The 22,100-nt window shown below is 68.9% G+C and carries 15 protein-coding genes, 2 tRNA genes and 1 pseudogene; 12 read left to right on the top strand and 6 right to left on the bottom strand.

Annotated elements, in window-relative coordinates:
- Positions 1 to 89 precede the first annotated feature (89 nt).
- From K8625_RS41815 to K8625_RS41870, 12 genes and pseudogenes are all read left to right on the top strand, one after another.
- On the top strand, positions 90 to 896 hold the full coding sequence (locus tag K8625_RS41815; protein WP_194869005.1) for a hypothetical protein: 807 nt from the start codon (positions 90 to 92) through the stop codon (positions 894 to 896).
- A 50-nt stretch (positions 897 to 946) separates the two neighbouring features.
- Positions 947 to 1,327, top strand: a complete 381-nt coding sequence (locus K8625_RS41820) for a PEGA domain-containing protein (RefSeq protein WP_223785852.1) — start codon at positions 947 to 949, stop codon at positions 1,325 to 1,327.
- 850 nt (positions 1,328 to 2,177) lie between these two features.
- Complete coding sequence (locus K8625_RS41825) at positions 2,178 to 3,344, top strand: AI-2E family transporter (protein ID WP_194869008.1); 1,167 nt, start codon at positions 2,178 to 2,180, stop codon at positions 3,342 to 3,344.
- Positions 3,345 to 3,473: 129 nt separating this feature from the next.
- Positions 3,474 to 4,151: a uracil-DNA glycosylase gene (locus K8625_RS41830; protein WP_223785853.1), complete on the top strand. Its 678-nt coding sequence runs from the start codon at positions 3,474 to 3,476 to the stop codon at positions 4,149 to 4,151.
- A gap of 86 nt (positions 4,152 to 4,237) precedes the next feature.
- Positions 4,238 to 4,309, top strand: a tRNA-Val gene (locus K8625_RS41835).
- Positions 4,310 to 4,388: 79 nt separating this feature from the next.
- Positions 4,389 to 6,317 (top strand): threonine--tRNA ligase, encoded by a 1,929-nt coding sequence (thrS, locus tag K8625_RS41840; protein ID WP_223785854.1) that lies wholly within the window; start codon positions 4,389 to 4,391, stop codon positions 6,315 to 6,317.
- 344 nt (positions 6,318 to 6,661) lie between these two features.
- Positions 6,662 to 6,868, top strand: coding sequence for a 50S ribosomal protein L35 (rpmI, locus tag K8625_RS41845; RefSeq protein WP_046713978.1), 207 nt, complete (start codon positions 6,662 to 6,664; stop codon positions 6,866 to 6,868).
- Between the two features lie 92 nt (positions 6,869 to 6,960).
- Positions 6,961 to 7,308: a 50S ribosomal protein L20 gene (gene rplT / locus K8625_RS41850; protein WP_141323077.1), complete on the top strand. Its 348-nt coding sequence runs from the start codon at positions 6,961 to 6,963 to the stop codon at positions 7,306 to 7,308.
- 158 nt (positions 7,309 to 7,466) lie between these two features.
- Positions 7,467 to 8,516: a phenylalanine--tRNA ligase subunit alpha gene (pheS, locus tag K8625_RS41855; protein ID WP_223785855.1), complete on the top strand. Its 1,050-nt coding sequence runs from the start codon at positions 7,467 to 7,469 to the stop codon at positions 8,514 to 8,516.
- Positions 8,517 to 8,609: 93 nt separating this feature from the next.
- Positions 8,610 to 11,024, top strand: coding sequence for a phenylalanine--tRNA ligase subunit beta (gene pheT / locus K8625_RS41860; RefSeq protein ID WP_223785856.1), 2,415 nt, complete (start codon positions 8,610 to 8,612; stop codon positions 11,022 to 11,024).
- A 99-nt stretch (positions 11,025 to 11,123) separates the two neighbouring features.
- Positions 11,124 to 11,402: pseudogene (locus K8625_RS41865) on the top strand (integration host factor subunit alpha); the annotation flags it as partial.
- 207 nt (positions 11,403 to 11,609) lie between these two features.
- Positions 11,610 to 11,686: transfer RNA gene (locus tag K8625_RS41870), tRNA-Pro, on the top strand.
- Here the strand turns inward: K8625_RS41870 and K8625_RS44725 are convergent.
- Genes K8625_RS44725 through K8625_RS41900 form a run of 6 tightly spaced genes read right to left on the bottom strand, consistent with a single transcriptional unit; the run spans position 11,665 to position 22,084 of the window.
- Complete coding sequence (locus K8625_RS44725; RefSeq protein ID WP_370642036.1) at positions 11,665 to 12,126, bottom strand: tyrosine-type recombinase/integrase; 462 nt, start codon at positions 12,124 to 12,126, stop codon at positions 11,665 to 11,667. The two genes, K8625_RS41870 and K8625_RS44725, sit on opposite strands and share 22 nt — an antisense overlap.
- Entirely contained in the window at positions 12,083 to 12,682 is a 600-nt protein-coding gene (locus K8625_RS41880) for a 4Fe-4S single cluster domain-containing protein (protein WP_223785858.1), read from the bottom strand. Before K8625_RS41880 ends, K8625_RS44725 begins: the two co-directional genes overlap by 44 nt.
- 3 nt (positions 12,683 to 12,685) lie before the next feature.
- Positions 12,686 to 14,572 carry an AAA family ATPase gene (locus K8625_RS41885; protein WP_223785859.1) on the bottom strand — a complete coding sequence of 629 codons (1,887 nt, stop codon included), beginning with the start codon at positions 14,570 to 14,572 and terminating at the stop codon, positions 12,686 to 12,688.
- A gap of 9 nt (positions 14,573 to 14,581) precedes the next feature.
- On the bottom strand, positions 14,582 to 15,457 hold the full coding sequence (locus K8625_RS41890; protein WP_223785860.1) for a hypothetical protein: 876 nt from the start codon (positions 15,455 to 15,457) through the stop codon (positions 14,582 to 14,584).
- Complete coding sequence (locus tag K8625_RS41895) at positions 15,454 to 18,129, bottom strand: hypothetical protein (protein WP_223785861.1); 2,676 nt, start codon at positions 18,127 to 18,129, stop codon at positions 15,454 to 15,456. Before K8625_RS41895 ends, K8625_RS41890 begins: the two co-directional genes overlap by 4 nt.
- The gene (locus K8625_RS41900; protein WP_223785862.1) at positions 18,107 to 22,084 is read right to left on the bottom strand and encodes an ATP-binding protein; all 3,978 of its coding nucleotides are present in this window, start codon (positions 22,082 to 22,084) and stop codon (positions 18,107 to 18,109) included. The genes K8625_RS41895 and K8625_RS41900 overlap by 23 nt, the downstream gene beginning before the upstream one ends.
- Positions 22,085 to 22,100: the final 16 nt, after the last annotated feature.

Consider the following 22,100-nt stretch of genomic DNA (forward strand, 5'->3'; position numbering starts at 1 on the left):
CTTGACATCCTTCGAGGTGGGCTCGTTGAATGGGTTGCCATTCTGCCCTGGGACTACCCAAGGTATCGGGTGAGGACAGGAGGAGCTCCGTGAGCCGAGCACGATGGGCGGTATTGCTGGTGGTGCCGATGGTGGCATCGGCCCAGGGCAAGGCGGTGAAGCCCGCTCCCACCGTGGAGGTTGTCCGTCCGGTGGGAAGTGTGGGTGTGAACTGGGAGGGGCAGGTGCTCCGGGCGACGGGAGCGGGTGCTCCGGACCTGAAGGCCGCGAATCCCTCTCAGGCGAGGCTCGGGGCCGAGCGGGTGGCGCGGCAGGTCGCGTCCCGGAATCTGCTCGAGCAGGTGCGCGCGCTGCAGCTGCGGGCGGACCGGAGCGTCGGTGACGAGATGGCGCGCGACGACGTGCGCGGCCGGGTGGAGGCGGCCGTGAACGGGTTCAAGGTGGTCGCGAAGCGTTTCTATTCGGACAGTGGCGTGGAGCTGGACGTGGAGGTGCCGCTGGCGGCGATCACCTCCGCGCTGGTGGACCGCGGGCCGGAGTCCGTCATCGTCTTCAACCGCGAGGGCGCGAAGAAGTACACGGGCCTGGTAGTGGACGCGCGAGGGCTCGGGGCGAAGCCGGTGCTCGCGCCCCGGTTGTTGGATGCGGCGGGCAAGGCGCTCTATGGCGCGGGTGCGTTGGCGAGCGAGGTACGGGAATCGACGGGGGTCGCCGCGTGGTTCCGGAGCCTGGATGCGGCGAAGAAGGCCGCGCTCGTGGGCGAGAAGCCGATGGTGGTGAAGGCCACGGGGCTGAAGGGCTCGGACCTGGTGCTCGCGTCGGAGGATGTGAAGACGCTGGGCGAGGTCGACGCGCGCTTCCTCGCCGAGGGCCGGGTCGTCATCGTCACGCAGTGACCCGGACATGGATTCGCGGCGCGACTCCGCGGGGAAGAGTGGGTGACGGGGTGCGACGCCGTCTGGTGACTGGGTGGTGTGCGTGGTTGGTGGTGGGCGCGCTGTGGGGGTGTGGGCGCAAGGAGCCCGACTCCGTGGCGAAGGCGCGCGAGCTGATGGCGGGTGCGAAGCCGACCAGCGGGGATGTGTCGCTGCGCTGCGTGCCCGAGGACGCCGAGGTGTATCTGGACGGCGTGCTCCAGGGCGTGTGCAGCGACTACGCGGGCAATCCCCGTGGGCTCAGCCTGGGCGTCGGGCTGCATCAGATTGAGGTGAAGAAGCACGGGTACTGGCCGTACACGACGTACTACGAGCCCAGTGGTGCGCGGGCGCGGCTGAACGTCACGCTGCGCGCCACGGAGTCCGCGCCTCCCGCGGAAGGGACGCCCTGAGGGGCGTGAGTCTTCGGCGGTGACTCGGGCGCTGTGGTGCACGGCGCGACGGTGATTCCCGGGGCGTGCCGGACCTTCGCTCGGGATGGCAGCGCTGTGTTCGATGTCGCGAGGATGCACGAGCAAGGTGCGCCCCCCAGACCACGAGGCGCCCCAGCGAGAGGGTCCTCCGGATGGCAGCGCCGTGTTCGATGTCGCGAGGATGCACGAGCAAGGTGCGCCCCCCACACCACGAGGCGCCCGAGGGAGAGGGGCCTCCTCCCGTATTCTCGTCCCTTCCTTCCGCATGGCAGCGCTGTGTTCGATGTCGCGAGGATGCACGAGCAAGGTGCGCCCCCCACACCACGATGCGCCCGAGCGAAAAGGTCCGTCTCCAGTGTTCTCGCCTCTTCCTTCGTGCGTCGGGACGGCCCGCGCGGGACGTAAGGAGGCACTTCGGCCAGCCGGTTGCTCGCTCCCGATGCAGGTCCCGGACCGCTCTCGGGAGGGCGGCCCTGTGTTCGATGTCGCCAGGAAGTACGAACAAGGTGCGTCCCCCAGGTCAGGAGGCGCCTGAGCGAGGAGCCCCACTTGGTTTCTCGTCCCTTCCTCCTTTCCTCGGGACGGCCGCGCGGGGCAGGGAGGCACTTCGACCAGCCAGGCGCTCGCTCGCCGAGGTATTCAGGGCTGCGAGGGCGCGGCCCGAGGTGGGTCCTTCGTCCAGGAGGGGCTTGCAAGCTAGGCTGCGCGCTTTCGGGTCGTGACATGGCGGCTTGTAAGGAGCCAGAGTCCGCGAGTGCTTCGCGGAGGAGCGTGGGTCATCGGACGGCGCAACAAGAAGAGCAGCCCTGGGTCCATCAGCCGTGCGCCGGTGCCGCCCGTGCTTCACTCGGTGAAGACGGAGGAGCCTGTCGCGCCTGGGGCCGTCGAGCCCGTGCCTGATGTCGAGCTGACGGAGACTGAGGCGCGCCGCATCGACCTGTGGTGGTCGGCGGTGATGGTGGGCTCGTTGGGGCTGGTGTTCGCGCTGCTCGCGGTGTTCGGCGGCGTGGCGGTGCCCGTGCTGCTGGCGCTGTCCGGCGCCTACATCTTCAACCCGATGGTGACGTCCCTGGAGCGCCGCGGACTCGATCGGACTCTGGGGACGACGCTGGTCTTCGTCGCCGGGACGTTGCTGCTCGTGGGCGCGGTGCTCTACCTCATCCCCGTGTTCCGCGACGAGGCGCTGAAGCTCCCGGACTTCTTCTCACGAGCGAGCACCCAGGTGGTGCCGCGCGTGGAGGCGCTGGTCGGCGCCTCGTTGCCGGACCTCATCCGTCAGCGCACGACGGAGCTGGGGCAGCAGGCCTCCGAACTGGTGCAGAGCGCGGGGCCCGCGGCGGCGCGAATCGTGGCGGCCTTCGCGGGCAACACGGCGCGCTTCGTGGTCACGCTGCTGGGGCTCGCCGTGGTGCCGGTGCTGGCGTTCTTCTTCCTCCAGGACTACCCCCGGTTGATGGGGCGGGTGAAGGACCTGCTCCCGCGCCGCTCGGTGGCGCTGGTGGCGCGCCGCTTCGCCGAGGTCGACGAGGTGCTCTCGGCCTTCGTGCGCGGGCAGCTGACGGTGGGGGCGCTGCTGTCGGTCATCTACGCGGCGGGCCTGTCCATCGGCCGCATCGACATGGCCATCGTCATCGGCGTCATCGCCGGCTTCGGGAACATGGTGCCGTACCTGGGCACGGGCGTGGGCATCCTGCTGTCCCTGGTGGGGCTGATGCTGTCGTGGCAGGGACCCTGGCAGATTGGCGTGGTGGCGGGCACGTTCATCATCGGCCAGATGCTGGAGGGGTTCGTCATCACCCCGCGCATCGTGGGCGAGAAGGTGGGCCTGGCGCCCGTGGCGGTCATCATCGCCATCCTGGCCTTCGGCGAGCTGTTCGGCTTCGTCGGCATCCTCCTGGCGGTGCCGGTGGCGGCCATCCTCAAGGTGGTGCTGCGCGTGGTGGTGCAGCGCTACCAGCGCACACGCCTGTACACCGGCGAGTCGCAGTCCGCCTGATGGGGGAGGGCGGCTCCCTGCGAGCCGCCGGGCCACCCTCGGGTGGGAACCCCGCGCCAGGAGCGGGCCTCCGCGTTATGCCCGGGCTGGCTTCGAGCGGCGGAGGGCCGCCTTGAACAGGAGCGCGCGTTGACGAAGCTGGAGAAGCTGCACCAGGAGATCACCTCGTGTCGGGCCTGCCCCCGGCTGGTCGAGTGGCGCGAGGAGGTCGCCCGGGTGAAGCGCCGTGCGTACCGCGAGTGGACCTACTGGGGCCGTCCCGTCCCGGGGTTCGGTGATCCACGGGCCCGGCTGGTCATCGTCGGTCTGGCGCCGGCCGCGCACGGAGCCAACCGGACGGGGCGGATGTTCACGGGAGACCGCTCGGGCGACTTCCTGTTCGCGGGGCTGCACCGGGCGGGGTTCGCGAACCAGGGGACCAGCGAGCACCGGGGCGACGGCCTGGCCCTGAAGGACGCCTTCATCGTGGCGGCCGCCCGCTGCGCTCCCCCCGACAACAAGCCGCTCCCGGAGGAGGTGGCCCGCTGCGCCCCGTTCCTGGACCGCGAGATGGCGCTCCTACCCGCGCGGGTCCTGCTCGCCCTGGGCGCCATCGGCTGGAACGCGGCGCTGGCCTCGCTGGAGCGGACGGGGGTGACGTTCGGCTCACCCCGGCCGGCCTTCGGGCATGGGGCCGAGCTGCCGCTGCCGGGCGGGCGGACGCTGGTGGGCTGCTACCACGTGAGCCAGCAGAACACGCAGACGGGGCGGCTGACGCCCGCCATGTTCGACGCGGTGATGGCGAGGGTCCACGCGCTGATCCGCTAAAAGAAGGAAGATCGAAGGCTCATCTGCGTGTTTGCTTGACAGTCGCGGGAGCCCGCTGGTATTCCCCGCGCCACCTCAGCACCAACGGGTCGTTAGCTCAGCGGTAGAGCACTACCTTGACACGGTAGGGGTCAGTGGTTCGATCCCACTACGACCCAACTCAGTTGAAGTGAATCTCCAGCGGGCGGCACGGCTTCTCAAGAGCCCTGCCGCCCGCGGTTTTTTCGGAGGTATCGCATGTCCGACATGATCACCGTGACGCTCCCCGACGGCACCCAGAAGCAGACGGCCCGGGGGACGACCATCGCGGACTTCGTGCGGGAGGGCATCGGCGCGGGCCTGGCGAAGGCCGCCCTGTTCGCCCGGGTGAACGGCCAGGACATGGACCTGAGCCGCAAGCTGGACGAGGACGTGAAGCTGCAGATCTTCACGCCCAAGAGCCCCGAGTCGCTGGAGCTCATCCGTCACGACGCGGCCCACGTGGTGGCCAGCGCCGTGCAGCGCATCTTCCCCGGCACGCAGGTGACCATCGGTCCGGCGACGGAGGAGGGCTTCTATTACGACTTCTTCCGCGAGAAGCCCTTCACGCCCGAGGACCTGGAGAAGATCGAGGCCGAGGCCAACGCCGAGCTGAAGAAGGACCTGGCGTTCGTCCGCACCGAGATCTCCATGGAGGAGGCCATCCGCCTCTTCGAGGAGAAGGGTGAGAAGTTCAAGGTGGAGATCGTCAAGGACATCGCCGAGCGCGGCGCCAAGACGCTCACCCTCTACACCCACGGCGACTGGGTGGACTTCTGCCTGGGGCCCCACGCCCCGAGCACGGGGAAGATCGGCGTCATCAAGATCCTCTCCTCGAGCGGCGCCTACTGGCGCGGCGACCACCGCAACCCGATGCTCCAGCGCGTCTATGGCACGGCCTTCTTCGACAAGAAGGCGCTGCAGGAGTACCTGACGCGCATCGAGGAGTCGAAGAAGCGCGACCACCGCAAGCTGGGCAAGGAGCTGGACCTCTTCCACTTCCACCCGTACGCGCCGGGCGCGGCCTTCTGGACGGCCAAGGGCACGACCTTCTACCAGACGCTCTCCGACTGGATGCGCCGCCTGACGAAGGACGACGGCTACGTGGAGATCAAGACCCCCTTGATGTTCAACAAGGGGCTCTGGGAGACCAGCGGCCACTGGGGCAAGTACAAGGAGAACATGTTCCTCGTGCTCGACAGCGAGTCGGGGGAGCATGACTTCTCGCTCAAGCCGATGAACTGCCCGTCGCACCACCTGTTCTACGGCTTCAAGAAGCACAGCTACCGCGACCTGCCCCTGCGCCTGCACACCCAGGACGTGCTGCACCGCAACGAGGCGGCGGGCTCGCTGGGCGGCCTCACCCGCGTGCGCCAGTTCGCACAGGACGACGCGCACATCTACTGCACCGAGGCGCAGATCACCGACGAGGTGAAGCGCTTCGTGAAGCTGCTGGACCACGTCTACAAGGCGGTGGGCCTGACGTACGCGGTGAAGCTGTCCACCCGTCCCGAGCAGCGCCTGGGGGACGACTCCCTGTGGGATCGCGCCGAGGCGGGCCTCAAGACGGCGCTCGAGTCGCTGGGCCTCGCGTACGAGCTGGCCCCGGGCGACGGCGCCTTCTACGGCCCGAAGATCGACTTCGCGGTGTCCGACAGCATCGGCCGCCGGTGGCAGCTGGGCACCATGCAGCTGGACTACCTGGCCCCAGAGCGCTTCGACCTGTCCTACGTGGGCGAGGACAACGCGCTGCACCGCCCGGTGGTGCTCCACCGTGCCATCTTCGGCTCCTTCGAGCGCTTCACGGCCATCCTCATCGAGCACTTCGCGGGGGCCTTCCCGGCGTGGCTCGCGCCCATCCAGGCGGTCATCGTCGTGGTGGCGGACCGTCAGGCGGACTACGCCCGCAAGGTGCGCGACACCCTGCGGGCCAAGGGCTTCCGGGTGGACTTCGATGATCGCGGCATGTCGCTCAACGCGAAGATCCGCGAGGCCCAGCTCCAGAAGATCCCGTTCACGCTCGTGGTGGGCGACAACGAGGTCTCTTCCGAGAGCGTGTCGCCCCGTCGCTACGGCGGCGAGGACCTCAAGAGCATGAAGCTCACCGACTTCGAGGCCCTGCTGGCCAAGGAGTCCGCGCTGCCGTGAGCAGTTGGCCCGCGTCTTGCGGACGGGTCTTGACTCCCAGTTGCACCCAAGTAAGGTGCGGCGCTTTCCGATGGGGGCGTACACCGCTCGGGTGGTGAGCGAGCGGGTGGATGGGCGAGGGTGGAGGACTGGGAGGGTGGCCAGGGCGGACGGAAGGTGTGGGCGTGGGCAGGCAACCTGGAGAGGCGGCGACCGTGTAGGCGCGCGGTGCCACTTCTGAGTGCGGTAGCCGTTCCAGTCGAGACGAAAGAGTGATACAGGCTGCCGCCTCCCGCCGTGGCCTGGAAGTGACAACGCCTGAGGCCGCGAAGCTGACGGCACGCTGTAAGGAAGGAATCAGGACGATGCCGAAGTTGAAGACCCGCAGTGGCGCGAAGAAGCGCTTCCAGGTGAAGAAGAGCGGCCAGGTCAAGCACGGCAAGGCCTACGGCAAGCACCTCTTCACGCACGCCAAGACGCCGAAGCAGAAGCGCGGCAACCGCGGCACCAGCCATCTTCGCGATATGGACGCGAAGAAGGTCATCAAGGAGATGTTCCCCTACGGGGCCTGAGCCTCGGCTCGGCAACCCTGACGTCCCTGGTGGAGCGGCGTGAAGCCTGCGCCCCGGGACCGACAACCTACGCAGTACGGAGTGAGTGAGACATGCGCGTCAAGAAGGGTGTAAAGGCTCGTCGCCGTCGCAATAGTATCCTGAAGCTGGCCAAGGGCTTCCGCGGCCGTCGCAAGAACTGCTACCGCCGGGCGAACCAGGCGGTCGAGCGCGCGCTGGACTACGCCAGCCGTGACCGCATGCAGCGCAAGCGCGACTTCCGTCGCCTGTGGATCGTCCGCATCAACGCGGCGGCCCGCACCGTGGGCCTCTCGTACTCCAAGCTCATCGCGGGCCTGGCCAAGGCGAAGATCAGCCTGGACCGCAAGGTCCTGTCGGACATGGCCATCGCGGATCCCGCGGGCTTCGCGGCCGTCGCCAACATCGCGAAGGCGGCCTGAGACACGCCGGCCCTCACGGGCGGGTGACAGAGCGGGTGGGGTGGCCTTCACGAGCCGCCCGCCTGCGAGAGTGAACGGGTCGCCTCGTCAGGCGGCCCTTTTTTTTGTCCCGGAAGAAGCCCTCGGGCCCGGGGAAGCGAGAACGGAGGCACACGGCCATGCGAGACAGGTTGCAGGCGTTGGCGGAGGCCGCGCGGCAGGAGATTGCGGGCGCGTCGGACAGGCCCGCGGTGGAGGCGCTCAAGGTCCGCTACCTGGGCAAGAAGGGCGAGCTGTCCGCGGTGCTGGGCGGCATGGGCAAGCTGGCCCCGGACGAGCGGCGGGCGCTGGGCGAGGTGGCCAACACCGTCAAGGCGGAGCTGGAGGCGCTCCTATCCGCCGCCCTCCAGCGGGTCGAGGACGCCGAGCTGGAGGCGCAGCTGCAGGGCCCCGGGCTGGACGTGACGCTGCCGGGCCGCGCGGTGAAGCCGGGCAGCCGGCACCCTGTGTCGAGAACGATGGAGGACATCGTCCGGACGTTCTCCCGGCTCGGCTTCGACGTGGCGAGTGGTCCGGAGATCGAGCTGGACTACTTCAACTTCGAGGCGCTGAACCTGCCGAAGGACCACCCCGCGCGGGACATGCAGGACACGTTCTACGTGGACGAGCCCTCGCTGGGACACGCGAAGAAGGCGGACAGCTCGGTGCTGCTGCGCACGCACACGTCGCCGGTGCAGGTGCGCTACATGCTGCAGCGCAAGCCGCCCATCCGCGCGGTGATGCCGGGGCGGGTGTACCGGCGCGACTCGGACATCACGCACACGCCGATGTTCCACCAGGTGGAGGGGCTGCTGGTGGACAAGGACGTGACGTTCGCGGAGCTGAAGGGCTCGCTGGATGCGTTCGTGAAGGCGTTCTTCGGTTCGGAGACGAAGACGCGCTTCCGTCCGTCGTTCTTCCCGTTCACCGAGCCGTCGGCGGAGGTGGACATCTCCTGCACCTCGTGCGGCGGCAAGGGCTGCCGGGTGTGCAAGCAGACCGGGTGGCTGGAGGTGCTGGGCAGCGGGATGGTGCACCCGAACGTCTTCACGTCCGCGGGGTATGACCCGGGCGAGGTGACGGGGTACGCGTTCGGCATGGGCGTGGAGCGAATCGCCATGCTGCGCTACCGCATCGACGACCTGCGGATGATGTTCGAGAACGACGCTCGGTTCCTCGAGCAGTTCTGAGTCCTGGCGGGCGCGGGCCCGCATGCCGCTCCCTGGAGGAGTGGCGCGGCCCGCGCTCCTGTCTTCGTCCCGAGAGAGCAAGAGGGTGGACCTGTGAAGATTTCGGTGAAGTGGCTCGGCGATTACGTGGCGCTGCCGCCGTCGGTGGACGAGCTGGCGCGCAAGTTGACCGCGGCGGGCCTGGAGATTGAGGGCCAGGAGAGTCCGGCCGAGGGCCTGCGCGGCGTGGTGGTGGCGCAGATCAAGGAGTCGGTGCAGCACCCCAACGCGGACAAGCTCTCCGTCACGAAGATCGACGCGGGCGGGGACGCGCTCATCCAGGTGGTGTGCGGCGCGAAGAACTACAAGGTCGGCGACAAGGTGCCGCTGGCCACCGTGGGGACGAAGCTGCCCAACGGGATGGAGATCAAGCAGGCGGCGCTGCGCGGCGTCGACAGCTCCGGCATGCTCTGCTCGTCCAAGGAGCTGGGGCTGAGCGAGGAGTCGAGCGGTCTGCTCATCCTCTCGCCGGACCTGAAGCCGGGCACGCCCATCGCCCAGGCGCTGGGGCTGGATGATGTGGTGCTGGAGGTGAACGTCACGCCGAACCGGCCGGATGCGCTGAGCCACCTGGGCGTGGCGCGCGAGGTGGGCGTGGTGACGGGCGCGGCGCTGAAGCTGCCCCAGCCGAAGCCGGTGGAGTCGGGCGGTCCCATCTCCGAGAAGGTGAAGGTCCGGGTGGAGAGCCCGGAGCGCTGCCCGCGCTACGCGGCCCGGGTGGTGGAGAACGTCACCATCAAGCCGTCGCCGCAGTGGATGCAGGACCGGCTGAAGGCCTGCGGTGTGCGGGCCATCAACAACGTGGTGGACGTCACCAACTACGTGAACCTGGAGTACGGCCAGCCGCTGCACGCGTTCGACCTGGACAAGCTGTCGGGGCAGGAGCTCGTCGTCCGCACCGCGGCGAAGGGCGAGAAGCTGACCACGCTGGACGGCAAGGCGCGCACGCTGGACGTGGATGACCTGGTCATCTGTGACAAGGAGCGGCCGCAGGCGCTCGCGGGGGTCATGGGCGGCGGGGATAGCGAGGTCACCGAGAAGACGACGCGGTTGGTGCTCGAGTCGGCGAACTTCGTGGGCGCCGGGGTGCGCCGGACGGCGAAGCGGTATGCGCTGCACACGGAGGCGTCGCACCGGTTCGAGCGGGGCGCGGATCTGGACGCGGTGGTGCCGGCGATCGATCGTGCCGCGCAGCTCATCGCGGAGCTGTCGGGTGGCACGGTGGCGTCGGGTCGGGTGGACGTGTACCCGGCGGAGAAGCCGCCGCGGCAGGTGACGCTGCGCTTCGCGCGGGTGGAGAAGGTGCTGGGCGTGGCGGTGCCCGAGGTCGAGGTGCGCCGCATCCTGGCGGCACTGGGCTTCAAGGCCCGGTCCGAGGGCGCGGGGCAGGCGACATACGAGGTGCCTCGGGCGCGCGTGGACGTGGAGCGTGAGGAGGACCTGCTGGAGGAGGTCGCCCGCGTGTTCGGCTACGACAACATCCCGGCGAAGCTGCCGCGGGGGCTGGCGTCGCTGGCGCCGGAGCCGGCGACCGCGGAGGCCGAGCGGCGGCTGCGGCACGCGCTGGCGGGGGCGGGGCTGGACGAGGTGGTGAACTACTCGTTCGTGGCGCCCAAGAGCCTGGAGGTGCTGGGCCTGAAGGATCAGCCGGTGGCGCTGCTCAACCCGCTGAGCGTCGAGCAGTCGGTGATGCGGACGAGCCTGCTGCCGGGGCTCCTGGAGAACCTGTCGCGCAGCGTGCGGCACCAGGTGGAGTCGGTGTCGCTGTACGAGACGGGCCGGGCGTACTTCCGGGATGCGCAGGGCGGGCAGGGGACGCGGCCGGCGGCGCGCGAGGTGAACCGGGTGGCGGGCCTGGTGTGGGGTCTGCGGGGTGGGGGGCGGAGCTGGACGCAGAAGGATGCGCGGGCGGACTTCTACGACGCGAAGGGGGCGGTGGAGGCGCTGCTGGCGGCGCTGCGGGTGGAGGGCGTCACCTGGTCGCTGGGCGGGCCGTCGGCGTACCACCCGCGAGCCAGCGCGGAGGTGAAGCTGGCGGACGGCACGGTGCTGGGCCACGTGGGGGAGCTGCACCCGAAGGTGGTGAAGGCGCTGGGGCTGCCTGAGGGCGTGTTCGTGTTCGAGCTGGACACGGAGCCTTTGTACGCGGCGTCCCGGCTGGTTCCCGAGTACCGGCCGCTGCCGAAGTTCCCGGCGGTGCTGCGGGACCTGGCGGTGTTGGTGCCGGTGGAGCTGGAGACGGGGGCGGTGCGGAAGGTGATTCTGGAGGTGGGCGGGGCGCTGGTGGAGGACGCGTTGGTGTTCGACGTGTACACGGGCAAGCAGATTCCCGAGGGGAAGAAGAACCTGGCGTTCGCGCTGCGGTACCGGGCTTCGGACCGGACGTTGACGGACGTGGAGGTCAACGAGGCGCACAAGCGGATCGTCTCGGAGGTGGACCAGCGGCTGGGTGCTTCGCTGCGTGCCTGAATTCCTGAATGAAGTCAGAGGGTTGACTTGGCTTCGGGAAGGCTGCAACAGTGGCCGGGCGTTCACCGCGCTCAGGGTGAGGGCATCCCGAGGATTCGCATGACGAAGGCGGACATCATCGAGGGCGTCTACGAGAAGGTCGGCTTCTCGAAGAAGGAGTCGGCCGAGATCGTGGAGCTCGTGTTCGACACGCTCAAGGAGACGCTGGAGCGTGGGGACAAGATCAAGATCTCCGGGTTTGGCAACTTCCAGGTGCGCCAGAAGAAGGCGCGCGTGGGCCGCAACCCGCAGACGGGCAAGGAGATCGAGATCTCGGCGCGTCGGGTGCTGACCTTCCGGCCGAGCCAGGTGTTGAAGAGCGCGCTGAACGGCGAGGCCCCGCCCGAGGATCACGCGGAGATCGACGCGCGGGAGGAGGCGGCGGCGGACGCGGCGGAGGCCCGTGGCGAGGACTTCGACGAGGAGGGAATGGAGGACTCGGAAGGGTAGGTTTTTCCACGGCGCCCTGCTGCTCTTGCTTGACCTGGGCGTTGTGTAGGGGCATAAGGGCGCACCGTTTCACGACGGCGGCCGCAAAGAAGTTCTCGGGGCGTAGCGCAGCCTGGTAGCGCACTTGCTTGGGGTGCAAGTGGTCGCAGGTTCAAATCCTGTCGCCCCGACCAATAGAAGGCCCTGGAGTCCTTGGCGAAAGCTGGGGACTCCAGGGCCTTCGACTTTTGGGTTCCACGCCTCCTGCGGCAAGCGGAGCGGCCTGAGTCTTAGCAGCAAGCAGGGCCTCGGTGGGGCACGGAACCGCTGGCCCAAACGCGAGCAGGTTGAGTCCCTTGCGCATGTCCTTCGCGTCGAGGTGGCCGTAGATCACCGAGGTGATGGCCGGGTCCGAGTGGCGAAGGATGCGTTGCACGGTGGCCAGCGGGACGCCCGCTTTGAGCAGCAGGGTGGCGGTCGTGTGCCGCAGGTCATGGAAGCGCAGCAGGCGAGGGAGCGCCCGGGGCCAGAGCTTCATGCTGGAGCGGGGGCAGGGCTCCGGCACGGCGTGACTCTTCTTCACCGCGTAACTAGGTGCGAGGGGGGGCCCCTTGCTCCAGCCAGGCGTGGTCATCGGGGGCGGGAATCCCCGTCCAGCGCAGGACCCGTCCCTCAAGGCTCGCCTCGACGATGGGCACCTCCTGGGCTTGCTGGAGGATGTCTGGGCCGTAGCGGTCCGTTAGGAAGACGAACTCCTGGTTGGTACTGCCATGCCAGCCCTGCCCATTGTTGGCGAGGCGCTGGACGAAGGGCCCAGCGATGAGCAGGTCGGTGGCAGCGAAGAGCTCTTGTACCTCCGGGAGCGGGGAGCGGCGCAGGAAGGCCTGGCTGTAGCCACTGTAGGTTACGACGGACAGGCCGTGTGCGCGGGCCTGTCGCGCGAGCCGTGAACAGGCGGCGGCCTGCTCAAAGGGCTCTCCCCCCAGGATGCTGAGTCCCTCGATGTCCTCGGCGGCGAGACTGTCGGCGAGCTCCTCGGGGACCACGAGGTGCCGGCGCTCGTGGGCATGGGTCTCCGGGTTGAAGCATCCCGGGCAGCGCAGGGTGCACCCCTGCACCCAGACGGCCGCGCGCCAGCCCGGACCATTGACGCGTGAGCGGCGCACCAGCCGCGTGACGTTCAGCAGCATGTCTCACTCCAGGTCGAATGCGAGGGTCGGACCATCGCTGGAGGCGGTGACGGTCCGTCCCTTGCGCAACTGGTGGTGTCGGTCGAAGAGAAAGCGAGCCAGTGGATTCACCAGCTCCCGCTCGAGGGCGTTGAGGAGCCCTCGCCCTCCATGGTCGGTGCGGGCGGTGCGCACGAGCCAGTCCTCCACACCGGCTTCCAACCGAAGCTCCACCCCCCAACGCTCGCGGAGGTGCTCCCGCAGGGGCTCCAACTTCCGTTGGAGGATGCCACGGCGGATGGCCTCGTCCGCGATGGGGTGGAATACGACGATGTTGTCGCCCAGCCGGTTGAGCAGCTCCGGGCGCTTCAGGCCCCGGACGAAGTGCTCCTCGACGGCCTGGCGGAAGTGGGCCTCTCTCGTCTGGGAGGCTGCCTCGGGCCCCGGGGCATCGGCCGCTCCGAGGTTGCTCGTGAAGATGATGACCGTCTCGCTGAACCAGGCCGTCTCACCGCGCCCGTCGGTAAGCCGGCCGTCCTCCAGCACCTGGAGGAACTTGTCGAGCACCCTCCCATGGGCCTTCTCGACTTCATCGAAGAGCAGCACGGAGAAGGGCCGCCGGGTGACGGCGTTGGTGAGCTGCCCCCCCTCCTCGAAGCCCACATACCCCGGCGGCGCTCCGACGAGCCGCTGGTCGCTGTGCTCGTGGTTGTACTCGCTCATGTCGAAGCGGATGCAGGCACTCTCATCGCCAAAGAGGAAGGCGGCACAGGCCTTGGCCAGCTCGGTCTTGCCGACGCCGGTGGGGCCCACGAAGAAGAGCGTGCCCTTGGGCTTGCTGCGACGGGCCGAGTGCTGCAGGCCCGCGAGTCCGAGCCACGCCCGGATGAGGAGGGTGGCCATGTGGCGCACGGCGCCGTCCTGTCCCACCACCCGCTTCCTCAGCTCCGCCTCCACCTCCCTGAGCTTGTCCGCGGACAGCTCCTCCCAGGGAGAGCGCTGGTCACCAATCCGGTAGAGGTTGAAGAGCCGGTCCGGGGGAAGCTCGTCGGGCGTGGTGCGGGACAGCGAGAGGACCTGGCGGAGGTCCGCCGTGGTGAGCTGCTCGGTGAGGTCTGCCAGGGGGTCGGCCACTGCCTCGCGGCTCGTGACAGCTGGCGCCCCAGGCGCGGGCCGAGGCCGCGCGCAGCGGAGCTCATCGGCGTGGCGCAGGAAGAAGGCGCGCCGCTCCGACCGGGTGGGCGAGGGGATGTCGAGCAGGCGGACGCGGGGCTCTCCCTGGTAGAGGCTCGGCGGAAGGGCTCCCAGGCTGGCGGCAATCAACACCAGCAGGCCGGTGCCACGCTTCAGCCTGTCGCTGTCGAGCGGCTGAATGGCCTCGCCCACGAGCGCCTTGCCGAGGGTGAGCATCCACTCGCGTTCGTCGGCGGCCGGATGCGCCGGCTGTGTCACGAGCAGATGGGACCAGTCCACCACAAGTAGCGGGCACTCCGAGCCGTCCGCCAGGATCTGGCGGAAGGTGGGGATGAGCTCCCGCAGTGGCACCCGTTCCCCCTGCGTCCCGCTGCCGCGCCCCGGGGCCTCCGGCTCCTCTCCGACATCGTAGGGGGTGCCCGCGCCGGGTCCGCTGCCCAACCGCCGCTGCCGAATATCCTCCCAACGACGTGCTTGCGCCGGGGTGCTGAACCGGAGGCCGTCCGCCTGATCCCAGACGGCGGTGAGAGTGAACCGGCTGGAGGGGGCCCTGCCCAGGCGGCGCGACACGAGCTCGGACAGCGTCAGGTAGTCCCGGCTCTCCGGGTAGAAGAACACGTCACGCGTGTTTCCGTAGAGCACGAGGCCGGAGCGGATCCGGGCTTCGCGCTGGAGGGCCAGCTGCCAGTCGGGAAGCTGTGGGGCCGTGGTCGTCATGCGTGCCTCCTACTGGCCGCCTCGGGAGCGGTTGCCCCCGGGAAGCTCCAGCGCACCTTGTGAGAGCCGGTCCGGGTTCTTCCACACGACCTGCGGGGGACCCAGCGTCACCCCGAAGCGGTCGTGCATGGCCGTCTCCACCTTCTCCATTTCTTGGGCACAGGTGCGCCCCTCGTAGCCATCCAGGTCGAAGCTCATCTGGCCGTCGACCTTCACCTCGAAGCGGGCCCGGCGGCCCGACGGCAGTCGGCCCTCGAGGATGACGATGTCCGCCGAGAGCGTCGGCCCGACGATGACGAAGCCCATTTCCTTCAGGGTCGTCAGGAGTCCTCGCACGACCTCTTTTCGGACCTTCTCTTCGAGGCTGGCGGCCCGTGCCGAGTCCAGCGCCTGCTCCGCTTGTTCGAGGCACTGTCGCGCCTCTGCCTCGGCTCCGCGGCCTGCGTGGGTGCGCGCGTCCTGCACCCTGCGGCGGGCCTCCTCCAGTTCGGGGCCGGTCTGGTGTTTCTGGGCGGCCGTGACAGCTTCAATGCGGCCCGCCAGGGCTTCGAGCCGTGCCTGGGCCTGGACCTGGGCCTCCGACCATGCCCGGGAGCGCGCCTGAGCCGCTGCCAGGGCGGAGGTGAGCCGCTGCTGGAGCCCTTGAATCCGCTCCAGCGCGGCATCAGGCGCCTCCTGCACACGGGCCCCTGCCTCGTTGAGGGCGCTGACGAGCTCACGCAGCTCGGCGGCAGCGTACTGCTGCACAGCAGCATCGCGAACCCCGGCAATCGTCTCGTTGCACACCGCCAGGAGTGCCCGGCTCTCGCCTCGCACCTGCTCCAGGCGAAGGGCCTCCCGGCGCGCACGTTCGAGCTGCAGCTCCCGCTCCCCCTTCATGCTCATCGCTTCTTTCCCTTCTTGCCCTGCTTGTTGGGTTTACTCGCCGACGCAGCAGGGGCCACGGGTGGCTCAACGAGTGCTTCCAGGGACGTCCTTGCCAGCCCCAGTCCTTGCCAGGCCTCGATGACCTGTTCCCAGAGGGGCGCCGTTCGCTGGCGTGCGTCACGGAGGGCGCCCATGTGCCGGGCCAGCGCGGTGCTCGCGGTGCGCTGAAGGTCGGGCCCGAGAGTTCCGGCAACGCCCCGGAGCGACTCCAGCCACCACACCAACCCCTCGACGAGGACGGGTGGCGGGAGTGTCCCCACGAGTGCCTGGGCCCAAGCGCGCAGCACCGAGCCGGCTCCGGGCCAGCCCTGGAGCCGCCGCGAGAGCTCCGAGAGGAGCGGGCCGTGCACCTCCGTGGAGTAGCCCTGCGGAGGGATGCCCAGGAGCGCCTGCAGGTGCCGGTTCCACGTCTCGTCATTCAAAGCGCCCTGCTTCCACACGCTCCGGCTGGCGCTTCGCAGGAGGATGAGGCGCTCGGCCTGGGGCAGGAGGTCATCTGAAACCGGGAGCGCCAGAATGCTCGCGACCGCCACGGGAGCCGCTAGCAATCCCTGGCTCATGCGCAGTTGTTCGGACAGCTGCTCCTCGGTGCGCGCGGGAGTGGCCGCGATGAGGGCCTTCCACTGCCCGGCATGGTGGGTGTTCAGTGCGGGGCCGAGCAGTGCGCCCAAGGGCTCGTGCCGTCTCCTCCACTCCCCGAAGTCCTCGAGCTGGAGTGGGGCTGGCCAGAGTGCCACCACCGCCCAGGCCCACCGCTGCGCCCGATCGGCGGGGGCGACGGTTGCGACGAGTCGTGCGAGCCCAGCGACGCTCTGCTCGTCTGGTGGGGGTGGAATGACCTCCAGGCACCGCTCCAGAGCCGCGATGAAGCCAGGACAGCGCACCGGTGCTCCCTGCCAGCGCCCGTCCATGAGCGTGCGCAGCCTCCCCAGCAGGCTCAAGGCCTCCACCGACTGGATGGCTGGCTCGGGGTGGACCCATTGAGCAACGAGTGGTTCGAGGACCGCTTCTGGCGCGGTCTCCGGGGGGGCCAGTCGGATGAGCGCCCGCAGCACGTCGTCTGGAACCACCTGAGGCCCCGCGGCGAGGATGGCCTGATGGAAGGCCTGCCATGCAGTGGCACCCGCACTGCGCCATGGGGCTGGTGTGGCATCCGGTAACAGCGGACCCGTGAGGTCCGCCACCTGCTGGATGGCTGCGACCCGGTCCGCGCCCAGGCATCGGGTCGCCAGCCAGGCCTCGATGCCGGACCAGCCTTCCGGAGTGGGGTGCAGCACCAGTCGGGCGAGGTCCAGCCGCAGCTGGGGCTCTGCCATCAGTCGTGGCACCGCAGCCTCGGTCGGCGGAGCCTGCCGGACATCCAGAGGAGGGTGTGTCCCCAGTCGAGGGGAGGGCAGTGCGTCCAGGAGTGCTCGGCGCAGCTCCGCGCCCACCGTCGCGGCACGGTTGTGGATCCCCCCGACGACCTCAAAGGAGTACGTCCCCAAGTCCTCCACCTCGGCCCTGACCTCATCGAGGAGCAGCGCCTCGCGTCCGTCCACCACGAGGGCTCCGGGAGCCTCGTCCGGGTGCATGGCTTCGATAACGAAGCCCGGTGCTCGCTGAGGCGCGGCGGACCACGCCTTGACGCCGGTGGCGGCGGCACCGAGTACGTAGATGGCCACTCCCCGGCTGGCCGCGGCGGTGAGGGCGTCAGCGATTCCTGGGGCGGCGGCCCACGCGGCGTGAAGCAGCACCTCCCGTCGGGCGGTGGCCACGAGGCGCTTCGCTTCCTGCTCGGCCTTGGAGATGGGCACAAGCCGCTCAGCCGAGGCGCTCCACCTCTTCAAGGGCTGGCCGCGACGCAGGAAGGGAGGGTGGGGTGCCCACTCATGCGTCACCGCCCGAGCGGGCGTGACCCACTCCTCCAGGGAGTACGCCATGAGCCACTCCCTCTGCTGCGGGGTGAGCGAGGGCGTGTGGAGGCGAAACCCACCCTCCGGCGTGGGGACGAGCGTGAGCGGGTGGGTCACCCAGCTGAAACCGGAGCGAATCTTCCCAGCCTCGCCGCGAGAGAGCACCCGCACTGTCCGGATGAGGGCGTCCGCGCCTCCCACCGGAGGCCCGAGTCGCTGGACGATGGTTCGGAGCCGCTCCAGGCCTACCTCCTCCCGGGGCTCGGGAAGCTCGGAAGGGTCGATGGCCGGGCAGCCTGGGTCTGATCTGCCGTGTGTGTTGACCGGGAGGGACTCGTCCGTGATGGCGTCGAAGCAAAGGCCATAGCCCTGCGTGGAGGGCGCTCCGTCCACCTGGCCCTTGCGGAAGAGCTCCAGGCCCCGCTCGGTGAAGAGGACCTCCCCGAGACCCGTGGCCTCGTTCGCGCCGGGGCGCGGGTGGAGGGCCTCCTGCGACAGGAGGGCCCGCAGGACAGCGGCGAGGAAGCGTGGCTCGCCGAGGCCCAGCTCCTCGGCCATCTCCTCCAACGAGGGCGGGGCGTCGCCGAATGCTTCCAGCACCCGGAGCACGGCCCACTCCAGGGCGGTGAGGCGGCGCGGCTCGACCACCTCCAACTGGCAAGGGACATGCTCGACCGGCCAGTCGAGCGGAATCTCCCACCAGGGCGATGGTTCAGGTGAGGAGCTGCCACGCATGGCGCCTCCCTCCCGCACGGACGGCGATGTCGAAGATGCTCTGGTAGACAGCCTTGCGCTCCGGGGGCCCGCTCTCCTGTGGCTCCAACGAAGGCAGCTCGATGAGCGCACGCTTGAAGGTCTCCGCGGCGCCGATGATGACCAGGAGCTCCTGGGCCCGGGAGAACCCCACGTTGATGCGCTGGAACTGGCGAACGAACTCGCCCATGTTTCCGCGCACGGAGCGCACGAGGCTCGCGATGATGATGGGGCGCTCCATTCCCTGGAAACGGTCCACCGTGTTGGTCCGCACTTCCATCGCGTCGAGGTTGTCACGCTCGCGGTCGATGGCCTCCCGGAGCGCCTTGAGCTGGGCTCCGTAGAAGGTAATCACCCCGACTTGCCGACGGGCGTCCACGTGAATGGTTTCTCCCGTTTGAACCTGCTGCTGGGGTTTCTGTGAGCGGCCCCCCACGCGAATCCGCTTCTCGGCGAAGAGGTCGTCGAGCGTGGCATCGGGTGCGCCGCCCAGTCGCTGCCGGACAAAGTCCCGCATCATCATCCCGGCCTCTGAGCGCTCGACACGCAGCTCGACGCTCTGGCCGTACCCCCGCTCCCAGAGTGCCACGTTGAGCCGGCGCAGGGTTTCCATGACCAGTTCCACCTCCAGCTGATTCAGCTTGGAAGTGCCGCGCTGCTCCTCCCAGTTGGGCTGTTGCTGGGTGTTGCGGGATGAGTCCACCCACAAGAGGTGCTGATGGGGGTCCAGGAACCGGCCTCCGTGGCCATCCGGGATGGTGAAGTGGTGCTGTCTCCGGGCGTCGAGCTTCTCCCGAGGGTTGTCCTCCCCAGGGCCCGCCCCGGGTTGGAGCTTGCCTCCATAGAACTGGTTCACCGCATCCATGACCTGGGGATGCATGCGGTACTGTACCCACAGCATCGCTTTGAGCTCGGCGGGCGCGGCCTCGAACAGCTCCTGGAAGAGGCTGGCCGTCACCATCCGCTGATACTTCTGGAAGGTGGCGGAGTCGATCTCTCCCTCGGCCTGGGCCTCGGCGAAGCTCGCCTCTCTCTCTCGAAACATCGGCGGAAGCTGGCGGTGATCTCCCACGAGGACGACCTTCCGGCCCAGCAGCATCGGCATGATGAGCTCGGTAGGGGTGGCCTTGCTCACCTCGTCGATGATGACCATGTCGAACGGCTGGAAGTCAGGGGCCTGGAAGAACCGCTTCTTGCCGGCTTCGTTGCAGGTCATTCCAACGACATTCGCGTGCTGGATGTAGAGGGACTGGAGTTGCTCACGGTCGGACTCCGAGACGCGGGCCAGCCGCTGGCGCCATTCCTTCTGGACCTCGCGCCACCGTCGGCGGTGGTCGAACTGTGCCTCGGTGTCGTGGTGTACCTGCTGCTGGCTCCTGGACGCGGCCTCGAGGGCCTGGACCGAGAGAGCCTGAAGCGGCGCCGAGTCTTCGGGATGCAGGGCGCGCCAGGCCTCGTTCCACTGCTTCCGAGCCGTTTCCACCGCCTGATGGAGCGTGCGCCCCCTTTCCAGCAGTCCCTCCCGCTCCACCCGAATGGCTCCAAGCTTCGCCTCGGCTGCTCGCGAGTCACTCTCCAGTTGTTCCTTGAGTGCCTGGACCTCGCGGGACCTCATGCCGAAGGCCCGCGACAGTTCAGGGAGGGCCTGTGTGACACGCTCGCTGGCCGCTTTCGCCTGAGTGGTGAGCGCGTCGAGCGCATCGAGTGCAGGCAGCAGCTCCCTGGCAGGCTGGAGGGCATCGATGAGTTGCTGCGCGGGTAGGGGGGCCGGAGCACCCCAGACCCGGGATGCGGAATCCGCGAGCTGTTGCGTGAAGCGGGACCACTCCGCTCCCTGGATCTGTTTGATCTTCCTGTTCAACGCCGGGAGCCGAGCCGCATCGGCCTCATCCTCGGACATGGAGAGCCGCTGGCGCTCGGCCATCAGGGTGGACAGCTCGGCCTGGGCGCCTCCCGAGAGCCCCCCTTCGCAGCGGCGCCTGGCATCCGTCAGCAGGTCTTGCAGCTTCTCCAACTCGGCGCTCCGGCCGGCGACGGCAGCCAGCAGCGCGATCCCTTCAAGGGACCCCACCGAGTCCTTGGGTGACAGGTGGGCACGCACGTCACGGAGGAGGACCTCGAGCTCAGGCAATTCGAGGTGCGCAGAGAAGGAGGGCGGCTCCGCCATACCGTCCGCCCAGGTCTGAAGCGCTCGGAGCACCTCGCCCTGGTGGTGAGCTCCCTCCTTCCGTTCGCGGAGGTCACGGACCCGCCGTGAGCGCGCGCCCTCGACATGCCGCGTTTCGTCGAGCCGATCTCCGACGATCAGCAGGGCCGCCTGCGCCTCATCGTGGGCTTTCGACGCCGCTCGCAAGGCGTCAAGCCGCTGCCGGGCCTGCGCCAACGTGTCCTCTAGCCGAGCGGTTTCCTCGATGCGCTCCGTGCAGGCATCGGAGATGGTGGAGAACCACCGGTCCACCACCTTGTCGGCCAGGAAGTCCTGGTAGTCCTCGTCGACTTTGTCCGCGTTCCCCAGGCGCAGGCGGCGGATGCTTGGCCTGTCTGCGAGCCGGCTGAGCGCATTGTCCACCGCGAGGTTGGTCTGGGACGCGACGAGCACCCGGCCCCCCTCGGCGGTCACCCGCAGGCACAGCTCGGCAATCACCGTGGTCTTCCCGGTGCCAGGGGGGCCCTGGATGAGGCAGAGGTCCGGCGCGGCCAGAGCCTTGGTGACAGCCTCGGCCTGCCCGGGGTTGAGCGGGCGGGTGCCAGGCAGGGGTGCCAGTTCCGGCGGGGGACCGGCCGGCAGGCTCGCGTGGGGGGCTGAGAAGAGGAAGTCCGCGAGCCGGGGGCAGAAGCCCTGGCTGTTCTGCAGGCGGTTGATGGCCTGCGCCTGGTTGCGCAGTGGCGCCAGGTCCCCCGCGATGGCGGAGACGAGGACGCCTCGGGCGGGGAGCAGGCTCTCCTTCTGGTGTAGCCGCTCCGCCAGGTCCTCCTCCAGCCGGATGATGACCTGGCCAGGCGAGTCTTCGTTCCGTAGGGCATGGGCCCAGAACTCACGGGCGCGCCCGTCCCGTGGCTGGATGGCCGCGACGCGCTCCACCTCACCGAGACCCAAAGGGTCGGCGTCACGCCGACGCGGGTTCCTGGGCCGGTCCTCCGTCGGGCGCTCATCTTCCTCTTCCTCGGGCGGAGTGGCGCTCAGCTCCTGGCCGTCGAGGCGGCGGTTGCCAGGGACAGGGTATTTGACGAGGAAGGCCAAGCGGTGCTCATCCATCCACTTCCAGGCGAGGTAGGGCACCTTGACCTGGAGCTTCTTCACGAGCTCCTCCTTCCAGGTGAGGTACTCGCGCCAGCTATCGAGTCGCTTGCTCGTCTCTTCGCGGTGAAAGGGCAACCGGCCGAGAACATCCAGATCCTCGGGCTGCATCCACAGCTCGCGGGGATTCCAGAAGAGAGGCGCTGTGAGCACCAACTCGTGGTCTCGTGGTGGAACGTGTGGTGTGACCTCGAAGCGCTTCACCACAAGTCGCCCCTGGCGGCGGTAGGCCTCCATGCCGAGCGTCTGGTGCGCGGCGGCGTAGCTTCCGGCCTCTGGGCCCCAGCTCACCGGGCGCAGCAACCATTTTGGATGCTGGCGGTTGAAACTGACATTGGACGCAATCAGGGTGGTGGGAACCCCGTCGGGCCACACACGCTGGAGGAAGCGGGAGATGAGAGAGCCTTCGCCTTCCTCCAGCCCGAGCTGCCCCCGGTACCGCTGGAGAAATTCGTTCGCCTCCTGGGGCTTTTCGAGGCCGGGCTCGTTCAACTCCAGGCAGAGGCGTGTGAGGGGGTGAGGGGCGGCTCCGTCACCATCGACACTTTCGTCAGGGTCATCAATGGACGCTTCGTTCTCATCCCACGCCTCGTCATCTCGGGGGCCAATGACGAGGGGGCCAAGCGGAAAGTGGCGCATGCGGTCCCCCGACTGT

This window comes from Myxococcus sp. AS-1-15, from assembly GCF_020037055.1.
Taxonomy (GTDB): domain Bacteria; phylum Myxococcota; class Myxococcia; order Myxococcales; family Myxococcaceae; genus Myxococcus; species Myxococcus fulvus.

Bases quoted from the DNA above. Each gene is read 5' to 3' on its own strand.
- thrS (WP_223785854.1), top strand. From the start codon at position 4,389: ATGTCCGACATGATCACCGTGACGCTCCCCGACGGCACCCAGAAGCAG.
- rpmI (WP_046713978.1), top strand. From the start codon at position 6,662: ATGCCGAAGTTGAAGACCCGCAGTGGCGCGAAGAAGCGCTTCCAGGTG.
- rplT (WP_141323077.1), top strand. From the start codon at position 6,961: ATGCGCGTCAAGAAGGGTGTAAAGGCTCGTCGCCGTCGCAATAGTATC.
- pheS (WP_223785855.1), top strand. From the start codon at position 7,467: ATGCGAGACAGGTTGCAGGCGTTGGCGGAGGCCGCGCGGCAGGAGATT.
- K8625_RS44725 (WP_370642036.1), bottom strand. From the start codon at position 12,126: ATGACCACGCCTGGCTGGAGCAAGGGGCCCCCCCTCGCACCTAGTTAC.
- K8625_RS41880 (WP_223785858.1), bottom strand. From the start codon at position 12,682: ATGCTGCTGAACGTCACGCGGCTGGTGCGCCGCTCACGCGTCAATGGT.
- K8625_RS41885 (WP_223785859.1), bottom strand. From the start codon at position 14,572: ATGACGACCACGGCCCCACAGCTTCCCGACTGGCAGCTGGCCCTCCAG.
- K8625_RS41890 (WP_223785860.1), bottom strand. From the start codon at position 15,457: ATGAGCATGAAGGGGGAGCGGGAGCTGCAGCTCGAACGTGCGCGCCGG.
- K8625_RS41895 (WP_223785861.1), bottom strand. From the start codon at position 18,129: ATGCGTGGCAGCTCCTCACCTGAACCATCGCCCTGGTGGGAGATTCCG.
- K8625_RS41900 (WP_223785862.1), bottom strand. From the start codon at position 22,084: ATGCGCCACTTTCCGCTTGGCCCCCTCGTCATTGGCCCCCGAGATGAC.